At 69.6% G+C, this 20,266-nt stretch carries 18 protein-coding genes; 7 read left to right on the forward strand and 11 right to left on the reverse strand.

What is annotated here, in order from left to right; translation table 11 throughout:
• Nucleotides 1-37 precede the first annotated feature (37 nt).
• The 4 genes from ACIHEJ_RS11755 to panB all read right to left on the reverse strand — a co-directional run bounded on the left by ACIHEJ_RS11755 (nt 38) and on the right by panB (nt 3,856).
• Nucleotides 38-769 carry a hypothetical protein gene (locus ACIHEJ_RS11755; RefSeq protein ID WP_400134363.1) on the reverse strand — a complete coding sequence of 244 codons (732 nt, stop codon included), beginning with the start codon at nt 767-769 and terminating at the stop codon, nt 38-40.
• A gap of 14 nt (nt 770-783) precedes the next feature.
• Nucleotides 784-1,167, reverse strand: a complete 384-nt coding sequence (locus ACIHEJ_RS11760; RefSeq protein ID WP_400134365.1) for a hypothetical protein — start codon at nt 1,165-1,167, stop codon at nt 784-786.
• A gap of 34 nt (nt 1,168-1,201) precedes the next feature.
• Entirely contained in the window at nt 1,202-2,737 is a 1,536-nt protein-coding gene (locus ACIHEJ_RS11765; RefSeq protein ID WP_400134366.1) for a zinc ribbon domain-containing protein, read from the reverse strand.
• A 252-nt stretch (nt 2,738-2,989) separates the two neighbouring features.
• Nucleotides 2,990-3,856 carry a 3-methyl-2-oxobutanoate hydroxymethyltransferase gene (panB, locus tag ACIHEJ_RS11770; RefSeq protein WP_400134368.1) on the reverse strand — a complete coding sequence of 289 codons (867 nt, stop codon included), beginning with the start codon at nt 3,854-3,856 and terminating at the stop codon, nt 2,990-2,992.
• A 201-nt stretch (nt 3,857-4,057) separates the two neighbouring features.
• Here panB and ACIHEJ_RS11775 point away from each other — a divergent pair, with 201 nt between their 5' ends.
• The 4 genes from ACIHEJ_RS11775 to ACIHEJ_RS11790 all read left to right on the forward strand — a co-directional run bounded on the left by ACIHEJ_RS11775 (nt 4,058) and on the right by ACIHEJ_RS11790 (nt 9,002).
• A complete protein-coding gene (locus tag ACIHEJ_RS11775; protein WP_400134370.1) occupies nt 4,058-5,644 on the forward strand; it encodes an MFS transporter in 1,587 nt (528 codons plus the stop codon).
• A gap of 89 nt (nt 5,645-5,733) precedes the next feature.
• Entirely contained in the window at nt 5,734-6,363 is a 630-nt protein-coding gene (locus tag ACIHEJ_RS11780; RefSeq protein WP_400134372.1) for a TetR/AcrR family transcriptional regulator, read from the forward strand.
• A gap of 187 nt (nt 6,364-6,550) precedes the next feature.
• Nucleotides 6,551-7,600: an endonuclease/exonuclease/phosphatase family protein gene (locus tag ACIHEJ_RS11785; RefSeq protein ID WP_400134374.1), complete on the forward strand. Its 1,050-nt coding sequence runs from the start codon at nt 6,551-6,553 to the stop codon at nt 7,598-7,600.
• A 103-nt stretch (nt 7,601-7,703) separates the two neighbouring features.
• Entirely contained in the window at nt 7,704-9,002 is a 1,299-nt protein-coding gene (locus tag ACIHEJ_RS11790) for an MFS transporter (RefSeq protein WP_400134376.1), read from the forward strand.
• 169 nt (nt 9,003-9,171) lie between these two features.
• Here the strand turns inward: ACIHEJ_RS11790 and ACIHEJ_RS11795 are convergent, their stop codons facing one another.
• From ACIHEJ_RS11795 to ACIHEJ_RS11805, 3 genes are all read right to left on the reverse strand, one after another.
• Nucleotides 9,172-11,115 (reverse strand): protease pro-enzyme activation domain-containing protein, encoded by a 1,944-nt coding sequence (locus tag ACIHEJ_RS11795; protein WP_400134378.1) that lies wholly within the window; start codon nt 11,113-11,115, stop codon nt 9,172-9,174.
• Between the two features lie 233 nt (nt 11,116-11,348).
• Nucleotides 11,349-11,984 carry a DUF305 domain-containing protein gene (locus ACIHEJ_RS11800; protein WP_400134380.1) on the reverse strand — a complete coding sequence of 212 codons (636 nt, stop codon included), beginning with the start codon at nt 11,982-11,984 and terminating at the stop codon, nt 11,349-11,351.
• The gene (locus ACIHEJ_RS11805; protein WP_400134381.1) at nt 11,981-12,667 is read right to left on the reverse strand and encodes a DUF3105 domain-containing protein; all 687 of its coding nucleotides are present in this window, start codon (nt 12,665-12,667) and stop codon (nt 11,981-11,983) included. Before ACIHEJ_RS11805 ends, ACIHEJ_RS11800 begins: the two co-directional genes overlap by 4 nt.
• A 131-nt stretch (nt 12,668-12,798) precedes the next feature.
• On the opposite strand from ACIHEJ_RS11805, the gene ACIHEJ_RS11810 reads away from it, so the two are divergent.
• Nucleotides 12,799-13,242, forward strand: a complete 444-nt coding sequence (locus ACIHEJ_RS11810) for an RrF2 family transcriptional regulator (protein WP_400134383.1) — start codon at nt 12,799-12,801, stop codon at nt 13,240-13,242.
• Between the two features lie 87 nt (nt 13,243-13,329).
• A complete protein-coding gene (locus tag ACIHEJ_RS11815; protein WP_400134385.1) occupies nt 13,330-14,373 on the forward strand; it encodes an FAD-dependent monooxygenase in 1,044 nt (347 codons plus the stop codon).
• A gap of 97 nt (nt 14,374-14,470) precedes the next feature.
• Here ACIHEJ_RS11815 and ACIHEJ_RS11820 read toward each other — a convergent pair whose 3' ends face one another.
• Nucleotides 14,471-15,655 (reverse strand): globin domain-containing protein, encoded by a 1,185-nt coding sequence (locus ACIHEJ_RS11820; RefSeq protein ID WP_400134386.1) that lies wholly within the window; start codon nt 15,653-15,655, stop codon nt 14,471-14,473.
• Nucleotides 15,656-15,961: 306 nt separating this feature from the next.
• Here ACIHEJ_RS11820 and glnA point away from each other — a divergent pair, with 306 nt between their 5' ends.
• Complete coding sequence (glnA, locus tag ACIHEJ_RS11825; RefSeq protein ID WP_400134388.1) at nt 15,962-17,323, forward strand: type I glutamate--ammonia ligase; 1,362 nt, start codon at nt 15,962-15,964, stop codon at nt 17,321-17,323.
• Between the two features lie 146 nt (nt 17,324-17,469).
• Here the strand turns inward: glnA and ACIHEJ_RS11830 are convergent, their stop codons facing one another.
• The 3 genes from ACIHEJ_RS11830 to ACIHEJ_RS11840 form a co-directional block, all read right to left on the reverse strand.
• On the reverse strand, nt 17,470-18,378 hold the full coding sequence (locus ACIHEJ_RS11830; RefSeq protein WP_400134390.1) for a hypothetical protein: 909 nt from the start codon (nt 18,376-18,378) through the stop codon (nt 17,470-17,472).
• A gap of 92 nt (nt 18,379-18,470) precedes the next feature.
• Nucleotides 18,471-19,727 (reverse strand): tyrosine-type recombinase/integrase, encoded by a 1,257-nt coding sequence (locus tag ACIHEJ_RS11835; protein ID WP_400134392.1) that lies wholly within the window; start codon nt 19,725-19,727, stop codon nt 18,471-18,473.
• Nucleotides 19,728-19,806: 79 nt separating this feature from the next.
• Entirely contained in the window at nt 19,807-20,046 is a 240-nt protein-coding gene (locus ACIHEJ_RS11840; protein WP_400134394.1) for a helix-turn-helix domain-containing protein, read from the reverse strand.
• Between the last annotated feature and the right edge of the window lie 220 nt (nt 20,047-20,266).

Here is a 20,266-nt window from a genome sequence, read left to right on the forward strand (position 1 = left end):
CGGCACCGACGGCGGCCTGTTCCGCGCAGGCCGGACGCTACGACCCCTCCCGTATGCGGGCGCCCACGATCTTGCCGTCCCGCACGGTGTAGGTGCCGGCGAAGTTCCGGACCGAGCCGTCCGTCTGGGTCGCCCGGATGGCGACGCCGACCTCGCCGTAGCCGTCGTCGGACGTGGTGATGTCGACGTGTGCCGTGGTGCGGAAGCCGGCCACCCAGTCCGAGTAGGAGCCGTTGAAGAGGTTCGAGCCGCCCATGTCCCAGGCCGCCGAGTAGTTCCCGGCGTTGAGGTAGTCGTAGTACGACGTCACGACCGTGCTCGCGTCCTCGGTGTCCTGCGAGGCCTCCTCGGAGGGCTCGGTGGTCTCGGTGTCCGAGCCGTCGTCGTAGCCGCCGCCGGCGTCGGACGCGTAGGTGTCGTCGGGGTAGGGCTCGTCCGTGTCGGACCCGTCCTCGTAGGGGGACGGGGTGGCGGTCCAGCCGTCGTACGAGGCCTGCGGGGACACCAGGCCGGCCGGGGCGTCGCCCGCCGAGGAGGTGTCGGGGCGGTTGGCGAAGGCCACCCCGAGCGTCACGCCGCCGACGACCAGGACGGCCCCCAGGGCCCAGGGGAGCCAGCTCGGCAGGCGCGTGGCTCCCACGCGCACGAAGCCGCCCCCGTCGGCGGCGGGCCCGGTCGGCCGCCCGGCCGGGGACGGTGCCCCGCAGTTCGGGCAGGCCTGCTGTGCGGCGTTCTCGATGCGCACGCCGCAGTGAACGCAGAAGTGCATGGCTCCGCCTCCGCCTAGAGCCCGCGGATCGCTTCTTCGATCGTCACGGCGAGGGAGGCCAGCGCGGTGAAGCCGGGCACCGCCTCCACGAGCGCCTTGGCGACCGTGCGCAGCTTCCCGGTACGGGGCTCCGGCGCGGTCAGCTCCTCGCGCGCGTCCTCGGCGAACTCCGCCAGGTCGTCCCGCTCGGGGTGGTCCGAGCGGCGCAGATCCTCGATGAACCGGGCCAGCAGCTCGCTGATCTCCTGCGGGGTCGGCTGCCGGCCGTCGGCGGCCGGGGCCTCCTCGCGCTCCGTGACGCGGAAGTCGACGCGTGCGTTGCTGCCGCTCGCGACCACCGCGTTCCTCACCTGGGCATTTCCCGTTGCGATGACGCCGTCGTTGCTGCGTCCGTCCATGTCGGTCCCCGTTCGTTCTCGTTCACGGTCGTCGTCAGTCCGTGTTGGGCAGCGGAATCTTCTTGAGGATGGTCTGGATCCGGGACTTGTCGCCGGAAGCGACCGCGCTCGACTCGACCCTCGCCCCGGCGGTGGCGATGATGCCGTTGTTGATGATGGTCTCCTGACGCCTGATCAGGTCGCCCGCATCGATGTCGTGCTCCAGGGCGAACTCCACGAGGGCGTCCAGGATCCGCCGTTCGACGGTCTTGAGGACCATGCCGGAGTCGGCCTTCTGGAAGTACCGCCGGTGGTCCGTGGCGGAGGCCAGCTGCCGCACACTGTGGCGTGCCCCGTAGTCGAACATCTTGAGCCGGGTGATCTGCCGGTGCTGCTTCTTCATCCGGCTCCGCATCCGGAAGTCGGGGAAGAAGCCCGTGACCGCACGCACCGGCGAGGCGAGCAGCACGAAGGGCATGCTCGCGAGGTTCTGGGCCACCATCGCGAGGAATTCGCGCGGCGACGGGCTGGGCATGAGGCTGTCGATGGTCCGGTAGCGGTCCAGCAGCGGGCACAGCACGGTCGGCACGGCCTCGACGAACAGATTGGAGTCCGAGCGCACGAGCCGCAGGAACACCGAGGTCACCAGCTCGCCGCCCCAGCCGGAGGAATGGGCGACCAGATAGACGCGCGCGGTCTCCTCCGGGGCCCGCTTCAGCGCCTCCACCCGCTCGGCGCCGAGCCGGGCGAAGGGGCGGCCGAGGGCATCCGGCAGGAAGCGGCCGTCGCCGAGCAGCGCCGACCCCTCCACGAAGACCCGCTCCTCGATCTCCAGACAGGGCAGGGACAGCTCGCCGACCCGTCGCGCCACGTGCGCGTACAGGTCGGTCACGTCGAAGTCCCGCGGGGTGACGCCCTCGCGGCCCGAGCTGGTCACGTCGAAGACCAGCGACCACGAGTCGAGTTCCTGGCCGTATCCGGTGAACGGTGAGAAGCCGCTGTAGACGCTGAGGTTGCCCTGCGCGTACTCGTCGATCTGGCGCAGCCGCAGGGCGGCGGACTCGTTGGGCGGCGGCGGCGCCTGTGCGGGGTCGAAACGGTCCGGCCGCAGCTGCTGGAGGCGTTCGCCGTAGTGGGTGGTGAGCGCGAACACCAGCGTCGTCACCCAGGCGAGCAGGAGCATCAGCAGCGCGGTGACGCCGCTGCCCAGCGCCAGCAGGCCGACGAGCAGCACCAGGAACTCGGCCGCCAGGACCAGGTCCCGGGCGTGTCTGCGGGCGTTGGCCTCGTAGGCGTACCGCAGCACCACCGGCACGTCGCACCCGGGAGCCGGTGCCACGCCCAGATGCGGTTCGGCGGCGACGTCCCTGATGAGCGAGTCGGCGTAACTCCGGTCCAGGTAGACGGCCGCGCACATGTACCGGGTCAGGTCCCGGCCGCCGCTCCAGCGGGGGACGGCCCTGCCGGGTGCCGGGCGTGCCGCGTCGGCCGTGCCGGCGACGGTCAGCGTGGTCCCGCAGGTGCCGCAGAAGGCCGCTCCGGGCACGGTGGCGGCGGAACAGCCGGAACAACTGGTCTGTGTCTGGGCCATGGCCGGTTCCCCCCGATGTGAGACGCCCCACACCGCCCAGTGCACCACCGCCCCAGGAGCCTTGCGGGTCTCCTGGCGTTTTCGACGCCACTCCGTTACAAGAGGTTCACTTCAACTGCCCTTGATCACGGGCAAGTTGAGGCCAAAGCTTGGGTTTCCGGCGAGGGGTCCGGCCGACCGCGGGAGGACGGTGAAAGGGGACAGCCCGCCGACGGGGGAAGATCGGCGGGCTGTCCTTGGTGCGACGGTGGATCAGTGGACGGAGTGCGCCTCCGTCGGGAACGCGCCGCCGACGACGTCCTCGGCGAACGCCTTGGCCGCGCCGGTCATCACCTCGCGGAGGTTCGCGTACTGCTTCACGAACTTCGGCACCCGGCCCGAGGTGAGCCCGAGCATGTCGGTCCACACCAGGACCTGCGCGTCCGTCTCCGGCCCGGCGCCGATGCCGACGGTCGGGATGTGCAGGACGCGCGTGACCTCCGCGGCCAGCTCGGCCGGCACCAGCTCCAGCACGACCGCGAAGGCGCCCGCGTCCTGCACGGCCTTCGCGTCCCGCAGCAGCTGCTGCGCCGCCTCCTCGCCGCGCCCCTGCACGCGGTAGCCCATCGCGTTGACGGACTGCGGGGTCAGCCCGATGTGGGCCATGACCGGGATGCCGGACTCGACCAGCAGCCGGATCTGCTCGTGCGACCGCTCGCCGCCCTCCAGCTTGACCGCGCCGACCCCCGCCTCCTTCACCAGCCGGGTCGCCGAGCGCAGCGCCTGCACCGGGCCCTCCTGGTAGGAGCCAAAGGGGAGGTCGCCGACGATCAGGGAGCGGGTCGTACCGCGTACGACGGCCGCCGACAGCATCGTCATCTCGTCGAGGGTGACGGGCACGGTGGTCTCGTACCCCAGGTGGCAGTTGCCCGCCGAGTCGCCGACCAGGATCACGGGGATCCCGGCCTCGTCGAAGACGGACGCGGTCATCGCGTCGTAGGCGGTGAGCATGGGCCACTTCTCGCCCCGCTCCTTGGCGAGGGCGATGTCGCGGACCGTGATGCGGCGGGTGCCCTTCCCCCCGTACAGCGCCTTGCTGCCGTCGGAAGGCTTGTTCTGGGCAGCCGAAAGCTGCGTCATGGCAACGGCTCCTTCAGTCATCTCGAGGCGCCCTGACGGCGTCCCCGGATCGCATCCATGGTGGCACCTCGTGCCAGTCACGGCCAGAGGGGCTCCCTGTGATCCCTTCCGGAAGCGGCGAAACCCGGCCGTAGTAAGGCCTGAGTAAAGAAATTAAGATACGAGACGGTGCCGTATCGGAATGGTCGTACGCTCGAACACATGACAACCTCCGTCCCTTCCTCCCGGATACCGGAAGCGGTGCACCGGCGCCGTTGGGCGATCCTCGGCGTGCTGATGCTGAGCCTGCTGATCGTGGTGCTCGACAACTCGATCCTGAACGTCGCCATCAAGACGATCTCCACCCCGGCGCCGACCGGCCTCGGCGCCACCCAGAGCCAGATCGAATGGGCGATCAACGCCTACACCCTCGTCTTCGCCGGTCTGCTGTTCACCGCCGGTCTCGTCGGCGACCGCCTCGGCCGCAAGAAGGTGCTGCTCGCCGGCATCGCCGTGTTCGGCGTCGGCTCCGCCCTGGCCGCCGAGTCGAGCACCCCCGGCCAGCTGATCGCCTTCCGCGCCCTGATGGCCCTCGGCGCCGCCTTCGTGATGCCGGCCACCCTCGCCGTGCTGATGAACGTCTTCGAGCGCGAGGAGCAGCCCAAGGCCATCGGCATCTGGGCGGGCGGCGTGGGGCTCGCCATCGCCATCGGGCCGATCACCGGCGGCGCGCTCCTGGACCACTTCTGGTGGGGCTCGGTCTTCCTCGTCAACGTGCCGATCGTGATCGTCGCGCTCGCGCTGATGCTGTGGCTGGTGCCCGACTCCCGCGACCCGAGCCCGGGCCGCCTCGACCCCGTCGGCGTGGTCCTGTCCGTCGTCGGCCTGGTCCTGCTCGTGTACGGCATCATCAAGGGCGGCCAGCTGGCCGACTTCACCGACGCGACCGTCCTCGCGACCATCGCCGCCGGACTCGTCGTCCTCACCGCCTTCGTCGTCTTCGAGAAGCGCAGCGACCACCCGTCGCTCGACGTCGGATACTTCAGGAACAAGGTCTTCTCGGCCGCCATGGCCGCCATCGCGCTGGTGTTCTTCGCGCTGATGGGCGTCACCTTCTTCTCGGTCTTCTACACCCAGAGCGTGCGCGGCTACTCGCCGCTGCAGTCCGGCCTGCTGATGCTGCCGCTGGCCGCCGCCCAGATGATCTTCGCGCCGCGCGCCCGGCTGGTCGTCGAGCGGTTCGGCAACAGGGCCACCACCACCGCGGGCCTGGTGCTGATCGCGGCCACGCTGGCCGCGTTCGCCACGTTCGAGGCCGACACGCCGATCTGGCTGCTGGAGATCGTCTTCTTCCTCATGGGCACCGGCATGGCGCACATCATGACGCCGACCTCCGTCGTCATCATGCAGGCCCTGCCGCGCGAGAAGGCCGGCTCCGCCTCCGCGCTCAGCAACACCTTCCGCCAGGTCGGCGGCGCCCTCGGCATCGCCGTCCTCGGCTCGGTGCTGTCCGCCGCCTACCGCAACGGCGTCGAGGGCAAGCTCGGCCCGCTGCCGGCCGCCCTGCGCGACAAGGCCGGCGAGTCCATCGAGGCCACCCTCGGCATCGCCGAGAAGCTCGGCCCGCGGGGCCAGGCGCTCGTCGACCCCGCCGACGCCGCCTTCCTGCACGCCATGCACGTCACCGCCCTGTGCGGTGTGGGCGTCGCGCTCGTCGGCGCCGTGGTGACGGCCCTGTTCCTGCCGGGCAAGCCGCCGGCCGGTCAGCAGGGCAAGAGGGAAGCGGAGTTGGTCGCGGCCGCGGACTGACGCGTCCAGCGGACATCCAGCGAGCGTCCAGAGGAAAGGGAGGTCGCTGCGGGACAATCCCCGCAGCACACCGGAAGGACGGAAACGACGTGAGCCTTGCCGACAGCCGGCCCCGCCCGGTCGGCCCCGCACGGGGCCGGCCCCGCAGCGAGGCCGTGGAACGCGCCATCCTGGAAGGCGTGATGAAGCTCCTGGAGGAAGGCGTCCCGCTCGCCGAACTCTCCATCGAGCGCGTCGCGCGGACCGCGGGGGTCGGCAAGGCCACGATCTACCGCCGCTGGAGCGGCAAGGAGGAGCTGTTCGTCGACGTCATGCGCGCCGCCGAACCGCCCGACCCGGTCCTGCCCGGCGTCTCCATGCGCGGCGACCTCATCGCCCTGCTGGAGTCCCTGCGCCAACGCGGCCTGGCCACCCGCTCGTCGGTGATCCTGCACAACGTGTACGCCCAGATGAAGAGCAGCCCCAAGATCTGGGCGGCGTACCACGCCAGCGTCATAGCGCCCCGCCGCGTCCTCGCCCTGGAGGTGCTGCGCCGGGGGCAGCGCGGCGGCGAACTGCGGCCGGACATCGACCCGGAGCTGGCCAACGACCTGTTCATCGGCCCCATGCTCGTCCGCACCGTGATGCGCCCCGACGCCGACCTGCCCGAGGGGCTGGCGGAGGAGATCGTCGACACGGTCCTGGCCGGCCTACGACCCGTCAGCTCCACAGCCTCGTAGCACGTATGTGCGCGTTTCGTCACAGACCTCACGTGTCGCACGGCTGAGCGGAACTCCCAGCCCCGCTTCGTTCGTCCTCGTCTTCCGTACGGCCGTCATGGGACGGCGGGAGCGGAGCCGATCATCCCCTAGGGTCGGAAGAGGCACGGGGGCGACGGTGTGCACGGCAGGCAGTGAGGCAGACGGTATGGCGCAGCAGGCGTACATGACGGAGACGGACGGCTCAGGCTCGGGACCCGAGCGCCCGGGATCCCGGCTTCGACGCCTGACACGCCGTCTGACGGCGGGCTGGCGGGGCGACACGGGCATCTGGCGCCGGGGCGTCGTCCTCGCCGTACTGGCCCTGCTGCTCGCCCTCGTCATGCTGCTGCACGCGCACATCCCCAACGGCGTCGGCAACCTCGGCAGTCTCTCGGAGACCTTCCTGCCCTGGCTGGGCCTGGCCGTCCCGGTGCTGCTGGTCCTCGGCCTGATCCGGAAATCGGCGACCGCGCTCCTCGCCGTCCTCCTCCCGGCGATCGTCTGGCTGAACCTCTTCGGCGGGCTGCTCACCGACAAGACGGGCACCGGCGGCGACCTGATGGTGGCCACCCACAACGTCAACGCCGACAACCCGGACCCGGCCACGACGGCGCGCGACGTGGCCGGCTCGGGCGCCCAGCTGCTGGCCCTGGAGGAGCTGCCCGCCTCCGCCGTGCCCGTGTACGAGAAGGCGCTCGCGCCGACGTACAAGTACCACGCGGTCGTCGGCACGGTCGGGCTGTGGAGCCGGTACCCGATGACCGACGTCCAGGCCGTCGACATCAAGCTCGGCTGGAAGCGCGCGATGCGTGCCACCGTGGCGACTCCCCAGGGCCCCATCGCGGTCTACGTGGCCCACATGCCCTCGGTCCGGGTGAAGCTGAAGGCCGGCTTCACGGCCCGGCAGCGGGACACCAGTGCCGACGCGCTCGGCGAGGCCATCGCCGACGAGTCCCTGAAGCGGGTCGTCCTCCTCGGGGACCTCAACGGCACGATGAACGACCGCTCGCTCAACGCCGTCACCTCCCAGCTGCGCTCCACGCAGGGCGCGGCGGGCAGCGGGTTCGGGTTCAGCTGGCCGGCGTCGTTCCCGATGGCGCGGATCGACCAGATCATGGTCCGGGGCGTCGACCCGGTGAGCTCCTGGACCCTGCCGCGCACCGGCAGCGACCACCTTCCGGTGGCGGCCCGTGTGAAGCTCGACACGTCGTCGTAACCGGTTGGAATACTGGGCCCGAGAGACTTTGTTCCGTTGCTGAACATAGGTAATAGGCTGGTACGGAACTCCGCTCTCCCCTTTGGAAAGGCACAGGCCCTTCATGCCCCTGGCCCTGCTCGCTCTGGCCGTCGGCGCTTTCGGAATAGGCACCACCGAGTTCGTGATGATGGGGCTGCTCCCCGACGTCGCGGACGACCTGCACATCTCCATCCCCGCCGCGGGGCACCTGGTCTCGGCGTACGCGCTGGGCGTCGTCATCGGCGCCCCGCTGCTCGCCGCGCTCACCGCGCGCATGTCCCGGCGCACGGTCCTGATCGGCCTGATGGCGTTGTTCGTCGCGGGCAACGCCCTGTCGGCGTTCGCCCCCGGCAACGACTCCCTGCTGGCCGCCCGCTTCCTCAGCGGGCTGCCGCACGGCGCGTTCTTCGGCGTGGGCGCGGTCGTCGCCACGGCGCTGGTCCCGCCGGAGCGCAAGGCGCGCTCCGTGTCGCTGATGTTCCTCGGCCTGACCGTCGCGAACATCGCGGGTGTGCCGGTGGCGACGCTGGTCGGACAGCACCTCGGCTGGCGGGCGACGTTCCTGGGCGTGAGCGTGATCGGCCTGGCCGCGATCGCCTCGCTGGCGCTGCTGATCCCGCACGACAGGGCGCACGGAGCGGCACCGACGGGCCTGCGCGGCGAACTGGCGGCCCTGCGCTCCCTCCCGGTCTGGCTGGCCCTCGGTACGACGGTGGCGGGCTTCGGCGCGCTCTTCGCGGCCTACAGCTACGTCACCCCGATGCTGACGGACACGGCGGGCTACGCCGAGACGAACGTGACCCTGCTGCTCGCGCTGTTCGGCGTGGGCGCCACGGCCGGCAACCTCCTGGGCGGCCGCCTGGCGGACCACTCCCTGCGGGGCACGCTGTTCGGCGGCCTGGCCGCGCTGGGACTGGTCCTGCTGCTCTTCCCGCTCCTGATGCGGGCGGAGTGGAGCGCGGCGCTCGCGGTGACCCTCCTCGGCATGGCGGCGTTCGTCACCGGCTCGCCGCTCCAGCTGATGGTGATGGAGAAGGCGTCCGCGGCCCCCTCCCTCGCCTCCTCCGCCAACCAGGCGGCCTTCAACCTGGCGAACGCCGGCGGCGCCTGGATCGGCGGCCTCGCCCTGGCGGCGGGCTTCGGTACGACGTCCCCGGCCCTGGCGGGCGCCGCCCTCGCGGTGCTGGGCCTGGGTGTCGCGAGCGTGGCGTACGCGGTGGACCGGCGAGGGGGAACCTCGGCGGGCTCGGGTTCGGGTTCGGGTTCGCGTTCGGGCTCGGCGGCTGGGCGCGTGGTGGCGGCCCGCGAGCCGCTGCCCCCGCATGAGCACTCGTCCGGTGTCGGGCCGGAGCGAGGCGGGTCTCATCGGCTTCGGGGGTGATTGGCAGGTTTGTTCCGGGGGGTTCTAGGGCGAGGCGGGTGCCTGGGGGCGGAAAGCTTCCTGTGGGTGGAACGCAACTGCCACTTGCCGGGCGCGTGCGCCGGAACGCAGAAGGGGCGTGGGGTCGGTGTGACCCCACGCCCCTGCTCCTCGGCGGAGCGTCAGCGCGTCAGTGCTTCTTGGCGTACGACGCGACGTAGCCGCCTGCCGGCGAGCCGACGCCCGTCACGTCGTCGTAGCCCTTCACCGCGGACAGCGAACTGTCCTTGCCGAGGCTGCGGACCGAGGTCAGCAGGCCGCCGGAGGCGTCGAGGCCGTTGGCGAAGTCCACGCGGACGACCGCGAGGCCGGAGCCCGTCGGGTTGTCCGTGACGTCGTGGAAGACGCCCTTCTTGCCGTACTTGCCGTAGATCGCCGGGTTGGCGAAGCCGAGCGCCTTGCCGCCCCGCGCCTCCTGAGCCAGCGCCTGGACCGCCGCGATGACCGGGGCGGCCAGCGAGGTGCCGCCGATGCGGTACTCGCTGTACTTCTCCGAGCCGTCGGGGAAGGTCTGGGTCTGGCCCACCAGGAAGCCGGTGTTCGGGTCGGCGATCGCCGAGATGTCCGGGACGACCCGGTTGCCGGAGGCGTTGTTCACCTTCGCGAGCGCGTCGGGGACCACGCCCTTCTGGTAGTACGGCTGGGCGACCGTCTTGCTGGTGCCGCCGCCCGCGCCCGAGGTGAAGGCGCCGGGGAAGTTGGTCCAGCTCTTGCCGTCGGCCGACAGCGAGGCCTTCTCGGTGCCCCAGCCGGTCTCCCACTCGTACGTGTCGCCCTTGCCGACCGCCAGCGACGTACCGCCGACCGCGGTCACCCAGGCGGAGTTGGCCGGGGTGTCGACCTGCTTGACCCCGGAGGCCGCGACCTGGTCGCCGTCGTCACCGGAGGAGAAGTAGAAGCCGATGCCCTGCACCGCGCCCAGCTGGAAGACCTGGTCGTAGGCGGCCGCGAGGTCCGGGGTCTGGTTGGACTCGACGTCGCCCCAGGAGTTGGAGACGATGTCGGCCAGGTGGTTGTCGACGACCTTGCTGAGCGAGTCGAGCAGGTCGTCGTCGTAGCAGGAGGCCGCACCGACGTACGTGACGTCGGCGTCCGGGGCGACGGCGTGCACGGCCTCGACGTCGAGGGTCTCCTCGCCGTACCAGCCGGCCGCGCCGCACTCCTTGGTCTTCGTGTAGTTCTTCGGCAGCGACTGGTGCAGCTGGCCGGTCTTCCAGGCCGCGTCACCGTGCTTCACCGCGTACGTGCCCGCGTCGTAGGCGATCGTCGGCGAGGCGTAGGCGTCGGTGATGGCGACCCGGACGCCCTTGCCGGTGTAGGAGCCGGCGCCGTAGGCGGCGCGCAGCTGCTTGCCGGTGTAGCCCTTGATCGCGTACGGGATCTTCTGGCCGTACGCGTCGGGGAGGGTGCTCGCGGTGTTCGAGCCGTAGTACGAGGAGAACGGCCCGGCGTTCTTGAACACGGCGTCCGGCGGCGGCAGCTGGTCGTCGTGGTCGGCCTTGTGCGGGGCGTTGTCGAGACCGGTGACGGTCAGGACGGCGCCCTTCAGGCCGGCCGGTACGGTGGCCGTCTGCGCCGGGGCGCGGTAGGTCTTCGAACCCTTGGCGAAGTTGTGCAGCTGGGTGCCGAACGCCTTCTCGGCGGCGGCGACGTCACCGGAGACGGCGACGTAGTGCGTGGTGACCTCGGTGACCCGCAGACCGGCCGACTTCAGCCAGGTCTTGACGGCGGCCACCTGGGCCTTGGTGGCCCCGAAGCGGGCCTGCGCCTTCTTGGCGCTCAGGTACTTGCCGTACAGCGGCGAGCTGGGGTCGGACACGGCCTTGGCGTAGGCGGCGAGGCCCGACGCGTCCTTGCCGGCCAGGTAGACCCGGGCGTTCACCTGGGCGCTGTTCGAGGTCGCGCCCTTGTCCGCCTTGGCCGTGGCCCAGAGCGGCTTGGTGCCCTTCAGTGCGTCTCGAGCGGGGCTGTCCGCAGCATGTGCCGCGGGTATGCCCAGCGCCAGCGCGCCGGCGATCATGGGCAGTGTCGCTGCCATGCTCACAGCGCGCATCTTGGCGCGGTTGGATCTCATAGAACCCCCTGCGATGCGGTTCGCATGCATGTAGTGGTCGGTACGTCATGCGTCCGCGCGCCGGCCCGCGGCGGTTCGGCCGGCGAATGGATCACACGATGGGGGTCACTCTTGCGATGAACCGTTCATGCCAGGGGAAGGTAAAGGTCAAGAGAAGCTCAAGTGCCCGTCATGTAGGGCGAATTGCGCCTTTCGTACCTCACGGTTGGGTAACGGAACGATCTCTCGGCTGTTCATGAACGCGGCGCGGCTCCCCGCTCCTCGAGCATGCCTGCCATCACCTGGAGCTCCGACTGCTGCGCGTCGACCATGCCCTGCGCGAGCCTTTTCTCCACGCCCACGGTGCACTTGGCGACACAGCCCTCGGCCATGTGGATGCCGCCCTTGTGATGGGCCGTCATCAGCTGGAGGTAGAGGACCTCGGCCTGCTTGCCGTTCAGCGCCTGGAGCTTCTTCAGCTCCGTGTTCGTCGCCATGCCCGGCATCAGCGAGCCGTCCCCGCGCTCGGGCATGTCGCCCATGCCCATCCAGGCCATCGGCGGCTTCGCCGACACCTTCGGCAGCCCCCACAGGTCCAGCCAGCCCAGCAGCATGCCGCGCTGGTTGGCCTGCGTCTGCGCGATGTCGTAGGCGAGCCGCCGCACTTCCGTGTTCCGCGTGCGGTCCCGGATGATGTACGACATCTCGACGGCCTGCTGGTGGTGCACGGCCATGTCCCGCGCGAAGCCGGCGTCCGCGGACTCCGCGGCCGGCACCTTCGGCTCCGGCGATCCGCCGGAGTCCTCGGCGACCGCGTACGTGATCGCGCCGGCCGCGACGAGCACCGCCGCCGCGGGCCCCGCGATCCAGCCGATGTACCGCCGCCTCACTTCATGACCCCGCCGGTGCAGGAGGCGCCCGGCTCGGGCGTCTGCGCACCCTGGACGTAGGTGGTGAAGAACTTGTTCACCTCGGGGTCGCTCGCGCTCTTCACCGCCACCTGGTGGCCCCAGGCCGACAGGATCAGCGGGGCGGCCTGTTTCTCGTACGGGCTCATCAGCGAGTACGGCGTCTGCTTGACCTTCGCCGCGAGCGCGTCCACGTCGGCCTTCTTCGCCTTGCCGGTGTACGTCACCCAGACCGCGCCGTGCTCCAGCGCGTGCACGGCGTTCTCGTCCTGCACCGGCTGGGTGTAGACGTCGCCGTTGCAGTCCAGCCAGACGGGGTTGTGGTTGCCGCCGACCGGCGGATGCATCGGGTACGAGACCTTCTCCGTCACATGCGTCCGCGACAGCTTCCCGGTCCAGGTCCGCACCCCGTCCTTGCCGGTGACCCAGTGCCCGGAGTCACCGGAACCCTTGCCGTCGCCGCTCTTGGCGCTCACCGTCGAGTCCTTCTTGCCGGACTGGGAGTGCACGAGGACGACACCGCCGACGACGAGACCGGCGACGACCACGACGCTGGCGGCGATGGTGAGCACGCGGTTGCGGCGCTCGCGGGAACGCTCGGCGCGCCGCATCTCCTCGATGCGCGCCGAGCGCGCCGCGGTGCTGCTGTTCTTGGCGGAACCCATGAGGTGTCCTTCTGGGGAAAGGGCCGACGACGGTGAAGGGTGGGGCGCGCCGATCCTAGTGGGGATGCGGTTGCCTTCCGCAGGACCGCCGATAATTTGAACCCGGAATGCCGATTATCTAGGCTCGTGGTATGCGGCTTCTGCACTCCACCGACCTCGCCCTGCGGATCCTCATGCGGCTCGCCGTGGCCGGCCCCGCGAGCCCCACGACCCGGCAGGCCGCGGCGGACATGGACGTGGCCTACACGCACGCCGCGAAGGTCGTCGCCGAACTGCAGCACCTCGGCCTGGTCGACGCCCGCCGCGGCCGGGGCGGCGGTCTGACCCTCACCGAGCGGGGCCGTGCCGCGTCGGTCGGGGCGGTGGTGCGCACGTTCGAGGGCGACGGCGACGTGGTCGACTGCGAGGGCCCGACCCCCTGTCCGCTGAACTCCGGCTGCCGGCTGCGCGGCGCCCTGCGCCGGGCCCAGGAGGCGTTCTACGCCACGCTCGACCCGATCACGGTCTCCGACATCGTCGCCGACCCGACCGGTCCGCTGCTGCTGGGCATCTCCCGCGGCCCGCAGGCCGATTGACGTCGTCGGCCGGAAGTCGTCGTTGATCGCCCGGCGGTCCTGAGGAAGGCTGGCCCACGACTTCGACCAGTGACAACGGGGGTTCCCATGAAGGTCCTGATCTCCGGCGCCAGCGTCGCCGGACCCGCACTAGCCTTCTTCCTGCACCGCGACGGCCACGAGGTGACCGTGGTCGAGCGTGCCCCGACGCTGCGCGACAGCGGGTACGCCGTCGACTTCCGCGGCGCGGCCTTCGAGGTCCTGGAGGACATGGGCATCCTGGCGGAGGTGCGCGGGCATGCCACCGGGATGCGCGGCACCGATCTGCTGGACGCCGACGGAAACCGGGCCGGTGAGCTGCCGGCCGAGGTCTTCGCCGGTGAACTGGAGGTTCCCAAGCGGGAGTTGACCCGCATCCTGTACGGGCGTACGGCGGACGCGGTGCGCTATGTCTTCGACGACTCGATCAACGCCGTCGAGCAGGACGCCGACGGTGTGCGGGTCGGCTTCGAGCGGGCCGCCGCGGACACCTTCGATCTGGTCGTCGGCGCCGACGGTGTCTACTCCGTGGTGCGACGCCTGGTCTTCGGCCCGCACGACGAGGCGATCCGGCACCTCGGCCTGTCGGGGGCCGGCTTCAGCGCCCCGAACCGTCTGGGCCTGGACCACCGGGGCGCGCTCCGGCAGACGCCGGGCCAGGCCGTGTACCTGTTCAGCGCGGCCGACCCCGAGCGGATGTCCGTCAGCCTCTCCTTCGCCAGCGACTCGCCGCGGCTGGACCTGCTGGACCGCGCGGAACAGGAGCGGATCACGCGGGAGCGGATGGCGGGGGCCGGCTGGATCGTGCCCCGTCTGCTGGACGACATGTCCGCCGCGACCGACTTCTACTTCTCCTCGGCCTGCCAGGTGCACCTCGACCGCTGGTCCGAGGGCCGGGTGGTGCTGCTGGGCGACGCCGGCTACTGCGCCGCCCCCACCTCCGGCATGGGTACCTCACAGGCGCTGATCGGTGCCCGCACCCTGGCCCGCCGGCTCGCCGAGTCCCCCGACGACCACACGAAGGCCTTCACCGCCTACGAGCAGGAGCTGCGCCCGTACGTCACCGAGAACCAGGAGACGGGCCAGGAGGGCGCCCGGGCCTTCGGCGCCTGAGGGCCGCTGCCGCTGCGGGGGTCCCCTCGAACGACGGACGAGGGCCGCCCGCCGCTCGGTGCGCGACGGGCGGCCCCGTGTCTCGGCGGCGGGTCGCTCAGCCCTCGGCCAGCCACAGGTCCGGGCCGAAGACCTCGTAGTGGATGTCGGCCGGGGCCACGCCCTTCTCGATCAGCTGGGTGCGCACGGCGCGCATGAAGGGCAGCGGGCCGCACAGGTACGCGCGCGTGCCGGCCGGTACGGCGATGCCGGTCAGGTCGACCAGGCCGCTTCGGGTGCCCGGCTCGGCGTCGCGCTCGTAGAAGAAGTGCACGGACGACTCCGGGAGCTTCTCCGCGTACGCCGCGTGGTCGGCACGGAGGGCGTGGTCGGCGGGGGAGCGGTCGCCGTGCACCACGGTGACCGGGGCGCCGTGGCCGTCGCCCGCGAGCGCGGCCAGCACGGCCACCATCGGGGTCACACCGATGCCCGCGGAGGCGAGCAGCACGGGCCGGCCGGCGATGTCCTCCAGGACCAGGTCGCCGTACGGCTCCGACAGCTGCAGGACGTCGCCCACCCCCACGCGCGCGTGGAGGTGGTTCGAGACCTCACCGTCGGGCGTCGCACCGCCGTGCACGCGCTTGACGCTGAACTGGCGCACCGACTCGTCCTGCGCACCGGACAGGCTGTACTGCCGGATCTGCCGGGCCCCGTCGGCCAGCTCGACGCCCACGGAGACGTACTGACCCGCGCGGAAGTCGCGGACCGGCCCCCCGGCCGCGGGCCGCACCCGGAAGGTGACGACGTCGGCGGTCTCCTCGACCCGCTCGACGACCTCCCAGGCGCGCAGCTCGCGGCTGCCGCTCGCCTCGTACAGCCGCTTCTCGACGGCGATGAGCGCGTTGGCCATCAGCCAGTAGACCTCGTCCCAGGCGGCGGCGACCTCGGGTGTGACGGCCTCGCCGAGGACCTCGACGATGGCGGCGAAGAGGTGCTCGTGGACGACGTCGTACTGCTCGGGCGCGACGCCCAGCGAGGCGTGCTTGTGGGCGATCCGGCCCAGCATCGCGTCCGGCCGCCGCTCCGGGTGCTCCAGCAGGTGCGTGGCGAAGGCGGCGATGGAACCGGCCAGCGCCTGCTTCTGGGCGCCGGAGGCCTGGTTGCCGCGGTTGAACAGGTTCCGCAGCAGCTCGGGGTGGGCGGCGAAGAGCCGGGCGTAGAACCGCTCCGTGATCTCGCCGATGGCCGCACCGACGGCGGGAAGGGTGGCACGGACGGTGGCTGCGGACCGCTCGGACAGCATCGGGACTCCTTGCAACTCGACTGGTCGGAACGGTAGGAAAACTTGCATCTGAGATGCAAATTAAGCGGAGGTGGTGTCGCTCACGTCGCGTACCGGACCGGCCATTACGGATGTCGGTCCGAGCAGGCAAGATGGGCGACAGAGCAGTACACCTGCCGTACGAGAGGCGTTCAGGCCGAGGACGCTCGGGCGATCAAGGTCCGCAACGCGCATGAAATGGTGTTGTGGTGGGATGCTCAGGTGCCCGACCGCCTCCTGAGGGACCGGGGACAGGCGGCCTGACCAGCAAGGATGGGGAAGCGGAAGATGGACAAGCAGCAGGAGTTCGTGCTCCGGACCTTGGAGGAGCGCGACATCCGGTTCGTACGGCTGTGGTTCACGGACGTGCTGGGCTTCCTGAAGTCCGTCGCCGTGGCCCCCGCCGAGCTGGAGCAGGCCTTCGACGAGGGCATCGGCTTCGACGGCTCCGCCATCGAGGGCTTCGCCCGTGTCTACGAGTCCGACATGATCGCCAAGCCGGACCCCTCCACCTTCCAGGTCCTGCCGTGGCGCGCGGAGACCCCCGGCACCGCCCGCATGTTCTGCGACATCCTCATGCCGGACGGCTCCCCGTCCTTCGCCGACCCGCGCTACGTCCTCAAGCGCGCCCTCGCCCGCACCTCCGACCTGGGCTTCACCTTCTACACCCACCCCGAGATCGAGTTCTTCCTGCTGAAGGACCGCCCCCTCGACGGCTCCCGCCCCACCCCGGCCGACAACTCGGGCTACTTCGACCACACCCCGACCAACGTCGGCATGGACTTCCGCCGCCAGGCGATCACCATGCTGGAGTCGATGGGCATCTCGGTGGAGTTCTCCCACCACGAGGGCGCCCCCGGCCAGCAGGAGATCGACCTGCGCTACGCCGACGCCCTCTCGACGGCCGACAACATCATGACGTTCCGCCTGGTCATGAAGCAGGTCGCGCTGGAGCAGGGTGTCCAGGCGACCTTCATGCCGAAGCCCTTCTCCGAGCACCCGGGCTCCGGCATGCACACGCACCTCTCGCTCTTCGAGGGCGACCGCAACGCCTTCTACGAGTCCGGCGCGGAGTACCAGCTCTCCAAGGTCGGCCGCTCCTTCATCGCGGGCCTGCTGAAGCACGCGGCGGAGATCTCGGCGGTCACCAACCAGTGGGTGAACTCGTACAAGCGCATCTGGGGCGGCTCCGAGCGCACGGCCGGTGCCGGCGGCGAGGCCCCCTCCTACATCTGCTGGGGCCACAACAACCGCTCGGCCCTGGTCCGCGTCCCGATGTACAAGCCCGGCAAGACCGGCTCAGCGCGCGTGGAGGTCCGCTCGCTGGACTCCGGCGCCAACCCGTACCTGGCCTACGCCCTCCTGCTGGCCGCCGGCCTGAAGGGCATCGAGGAGGGCTACGAGCTCCCGCCGGGCGCCGAGGACGACGTCTGGGCGCTGTCCAACGCCGAGCGCCGCGCGATGGGCATCGAGCCCCTCCCGCAGAACCTCGGCGAGGCCCTGACTCTCATGGAGAGCAGCGACCTGGTCGCCGAGACCCTCGGCGAACACGTCTTCGACTTCTTCCTGCGCAACAAGAAGTCGGAGTGGGAGGAGTACCGCTCGGAGGTCACGGCGTTCGAGCTGCGGAAGAACCTGCCGGTGCTGTAGACGCAGGTCAGCACGGCTTCTGAGCGGATCGGCACCCCGTTGGGCGATGGTTGTTGTCGTTACCCGATGGGGTGCCGCACGACTTGGGGCCGTCTGTGGGCCGTCGTAGGCGCCAGTGACTCAGCTTGAGGGACCACCACAGCCCATCACGCGTCGCTCTTGCTGCTTGACTGCCGTGGATCCAGCTCCCTCTGCTTCAACCTGTCTGGCTCCTTCGCGACCTCTTCGCCCACAGCTTCGCTGAAGAGCAACACGCGTTCTTGCAGGAATCGATCCAGCGCGCTGTAGGTCACAACATCCAGGTTGAACAGCCCCGTCATCGATTCCATGTCGATGTCTCGTTCCAAGGGAGCCCAGTCAACGCGTTCTGCGACAGGTTCCTCTGCTTCCCCATTCACATAGAATAGTTCGCCGCTCGTTACGACGATCGGAAAGCAGAGGCACAAGTGGGCGTACCTTGGCTCGGGGGCCTTATCTCGCTGAGGGCGGAAGGCTTCCACGGCCTTCATTAGCGGCACGGTCAGCGATTCAAAAACGGACGAGTTTTCTGCATTCCACTCCTTATTCTTCAAGTTCATTCGGACCAGCTGGATACCCCTTTTCGTGTCACGATTTGGGCTGCCGGGAAGTTCATGGAGGCCGAGCCACTTCCACGTCTGCATTCCATGCTGGCGAGCTGATCGTTCATCTACGTACTCCAGCCATCGAACTTGACTGACTGGCATTGTGTGCGAGTACGGCTGACGGTGTGTGTCAACTACGCTAGGATCCCTCCCAAGAACAACATATGGTCCGTCGGAGCGCTTACATTCGATCACTAGTTGAATTGATACCAATATATTGCGAGAGGGGGCTTCCCATACTTTCTTGATGGCGAATACGTCAACTTCGCGCGACTTTCCCTCGTCGGGGTCCTTGAATGCTTTTCCGGTGGTTACTGTGAATCCCGCGGACCTCGCCTTGCTGGCTACGCGTTGTTCGAGAAGGTAACCAGTGCGCCCTAGGGCGCTGATCACTTCGTCGCTAGTGGGGGAGGGGAAAGGGCGGCTGCTCATGTGGGCATGATAGTGATGATGCGTTTTCATGCGTAAGCTTTCGGGGTAACTGTGACCTGTTTCAGTTATCCCGAAATGCCATGTTCGTTCCCTTATCGCCTGTCGGTGGGGACTGCGTCAGGCGCGTGTTGGTAGAGGTTGTCTATGGCTTTCCGAGCCCGTGCGTCACTACTCGGCATGAGGTGCGTGTAGACCCGGAGCGTGAACCCCGGATCGTTGTGTCCGAGGTAGTGGCTCAGGGCCTTGATGTTCTCGCCGGCGTCCAGCAGTACCGAAGCGTAGAAGTGCCTGAGGGCGTGCATGCCGTGTTCACGGGCGGCCTGGTGGCGCTCACCTGGCTGCGGCTGAGGGATCACCCCAGCCGCGACAAGGGCAGGCTTCCACGTGTGGACGTTGAAGTCGGTCCGCCGGACCGCGCCGGCGCCATCGAGCCGGGTGAACAGCAGCCGCTTCGTGACCGGGGGACCGTCCGGCCGGAGCCAGGGCAGGGTGATCTCTACCGGAGGGTACGTCTCAATGTGTTGCTTGAGGATGTGCGCAACGTGATCCGGCAAAGGCACGTCACGGACCTTGTTCCGCTTGGGCGGGGCGAACACGAGGCCCTGCTTCGTCACCTTCACCTGGTTCGCGATGTGCAGCCATCCTGAGTCGAAGCTGATTTCATCGACAGGGAGCCCGAAGATCTCACCCTGCCGTAGTCCGCATCCCCCTCCGAGGTCGACCGTGGCGCGGTAGCGTTCCGGTAGCGCCGCCCGTACGGCGAAGACCCGCTCAGCGGTCCACGGCACGACGCGGCCGGTTCCCGCAGCAGGCGGACGCACCGATTGTGCGTGGCACGGGTTTTTCGACAGGTGTCCGTCATCTACAGCTGCGTTGAGCACTGTGGATACGTTGTTGTAGATCACGCGCCGGTACGACGATGCAGGGACGGCCCGCTCCAACGCACTGAGCCAATCTCGGATGTGTTCTGGCTTGAATGAGCCGAGGGGGCGCGATCCCAGATAGGGGATCGCATGGCCACGAATCACAGACTCCACTGACTCCCGTGTGGTCATGTCAGTGGTCTGGGTGTTCAGCCACTTTTCGGCGTACTGACGGAACGTGACCCGGCTGGCGGCGGGGTCCACGTACTGTCCGCGAGACATGTCCGCCTCGATGTGCGCGAGCCATTGATCGGCCAGGCGCTTCTGTCCGTCGGGGAACGACTTGCTCTTCTCGGCTCCGTCCGGGCCGATGTAGCGGGCGCGGTAGCGCAGTCCGGTGCCGTGGCGCTCGGTCCGTACGCGGCGGGGCTTGCCGTTTGGGTCGGTATCGGTCTTGTACCAGCGGTCTTGGATATGGCCGGCCACGTGGCGGCGGTCCCTTCTCGACATGCAGCAGGGAGAGCCGCTCTCAGCGGTTCCCCCTGCTGCATGGTGGGGTGGTTGGTCAGGCGGTGTCGCGGTCGGCGCCTTTGAGGTCACCGACGTAGGCCTTCACGTCGGCGGGGTCGTAGCGAAGGTGCTTGCCGATGCGGAAGCCGGGTGGGCCGATGCGCTTCTTGCGCCACTGGTAGACGGTCTCCTTCGGCACCTCGAACATTCCGGCGATGTCGTCCGGGGTGAGGTACCGGTCCGGGAGGCCGCCTCGGAGAGTGGCACGCGGGTCCGGGTCTGTCGGTTTCGCCATAGGGACTCCAAGGCTGGGAGGGCATGGCCGCATGTGTCCGAGGCTCGGATTTCTGCGTCATCGCGTCACTCACGTCACCTGTGGCTCTGACCTGCGGTTATTCGGTGACGCGGGCCGCTCGGCGCGTGTCACCGGGCGGGGCGGGGCTCTGTCACCAGTGACGCGGGTGACGCCGGATGACGCAGGTGTCGGCTGTCTGCGTCATCGCTGTAGCCGCTGG

Source organism: Streptomyces sp. NPDC052301, assembly GCF_044593395.1.
GTDB lineage: Bacteria > Actinomycetota > Actinomycetes > Streptomycetales > Streptomycetaceae > Streptomyces.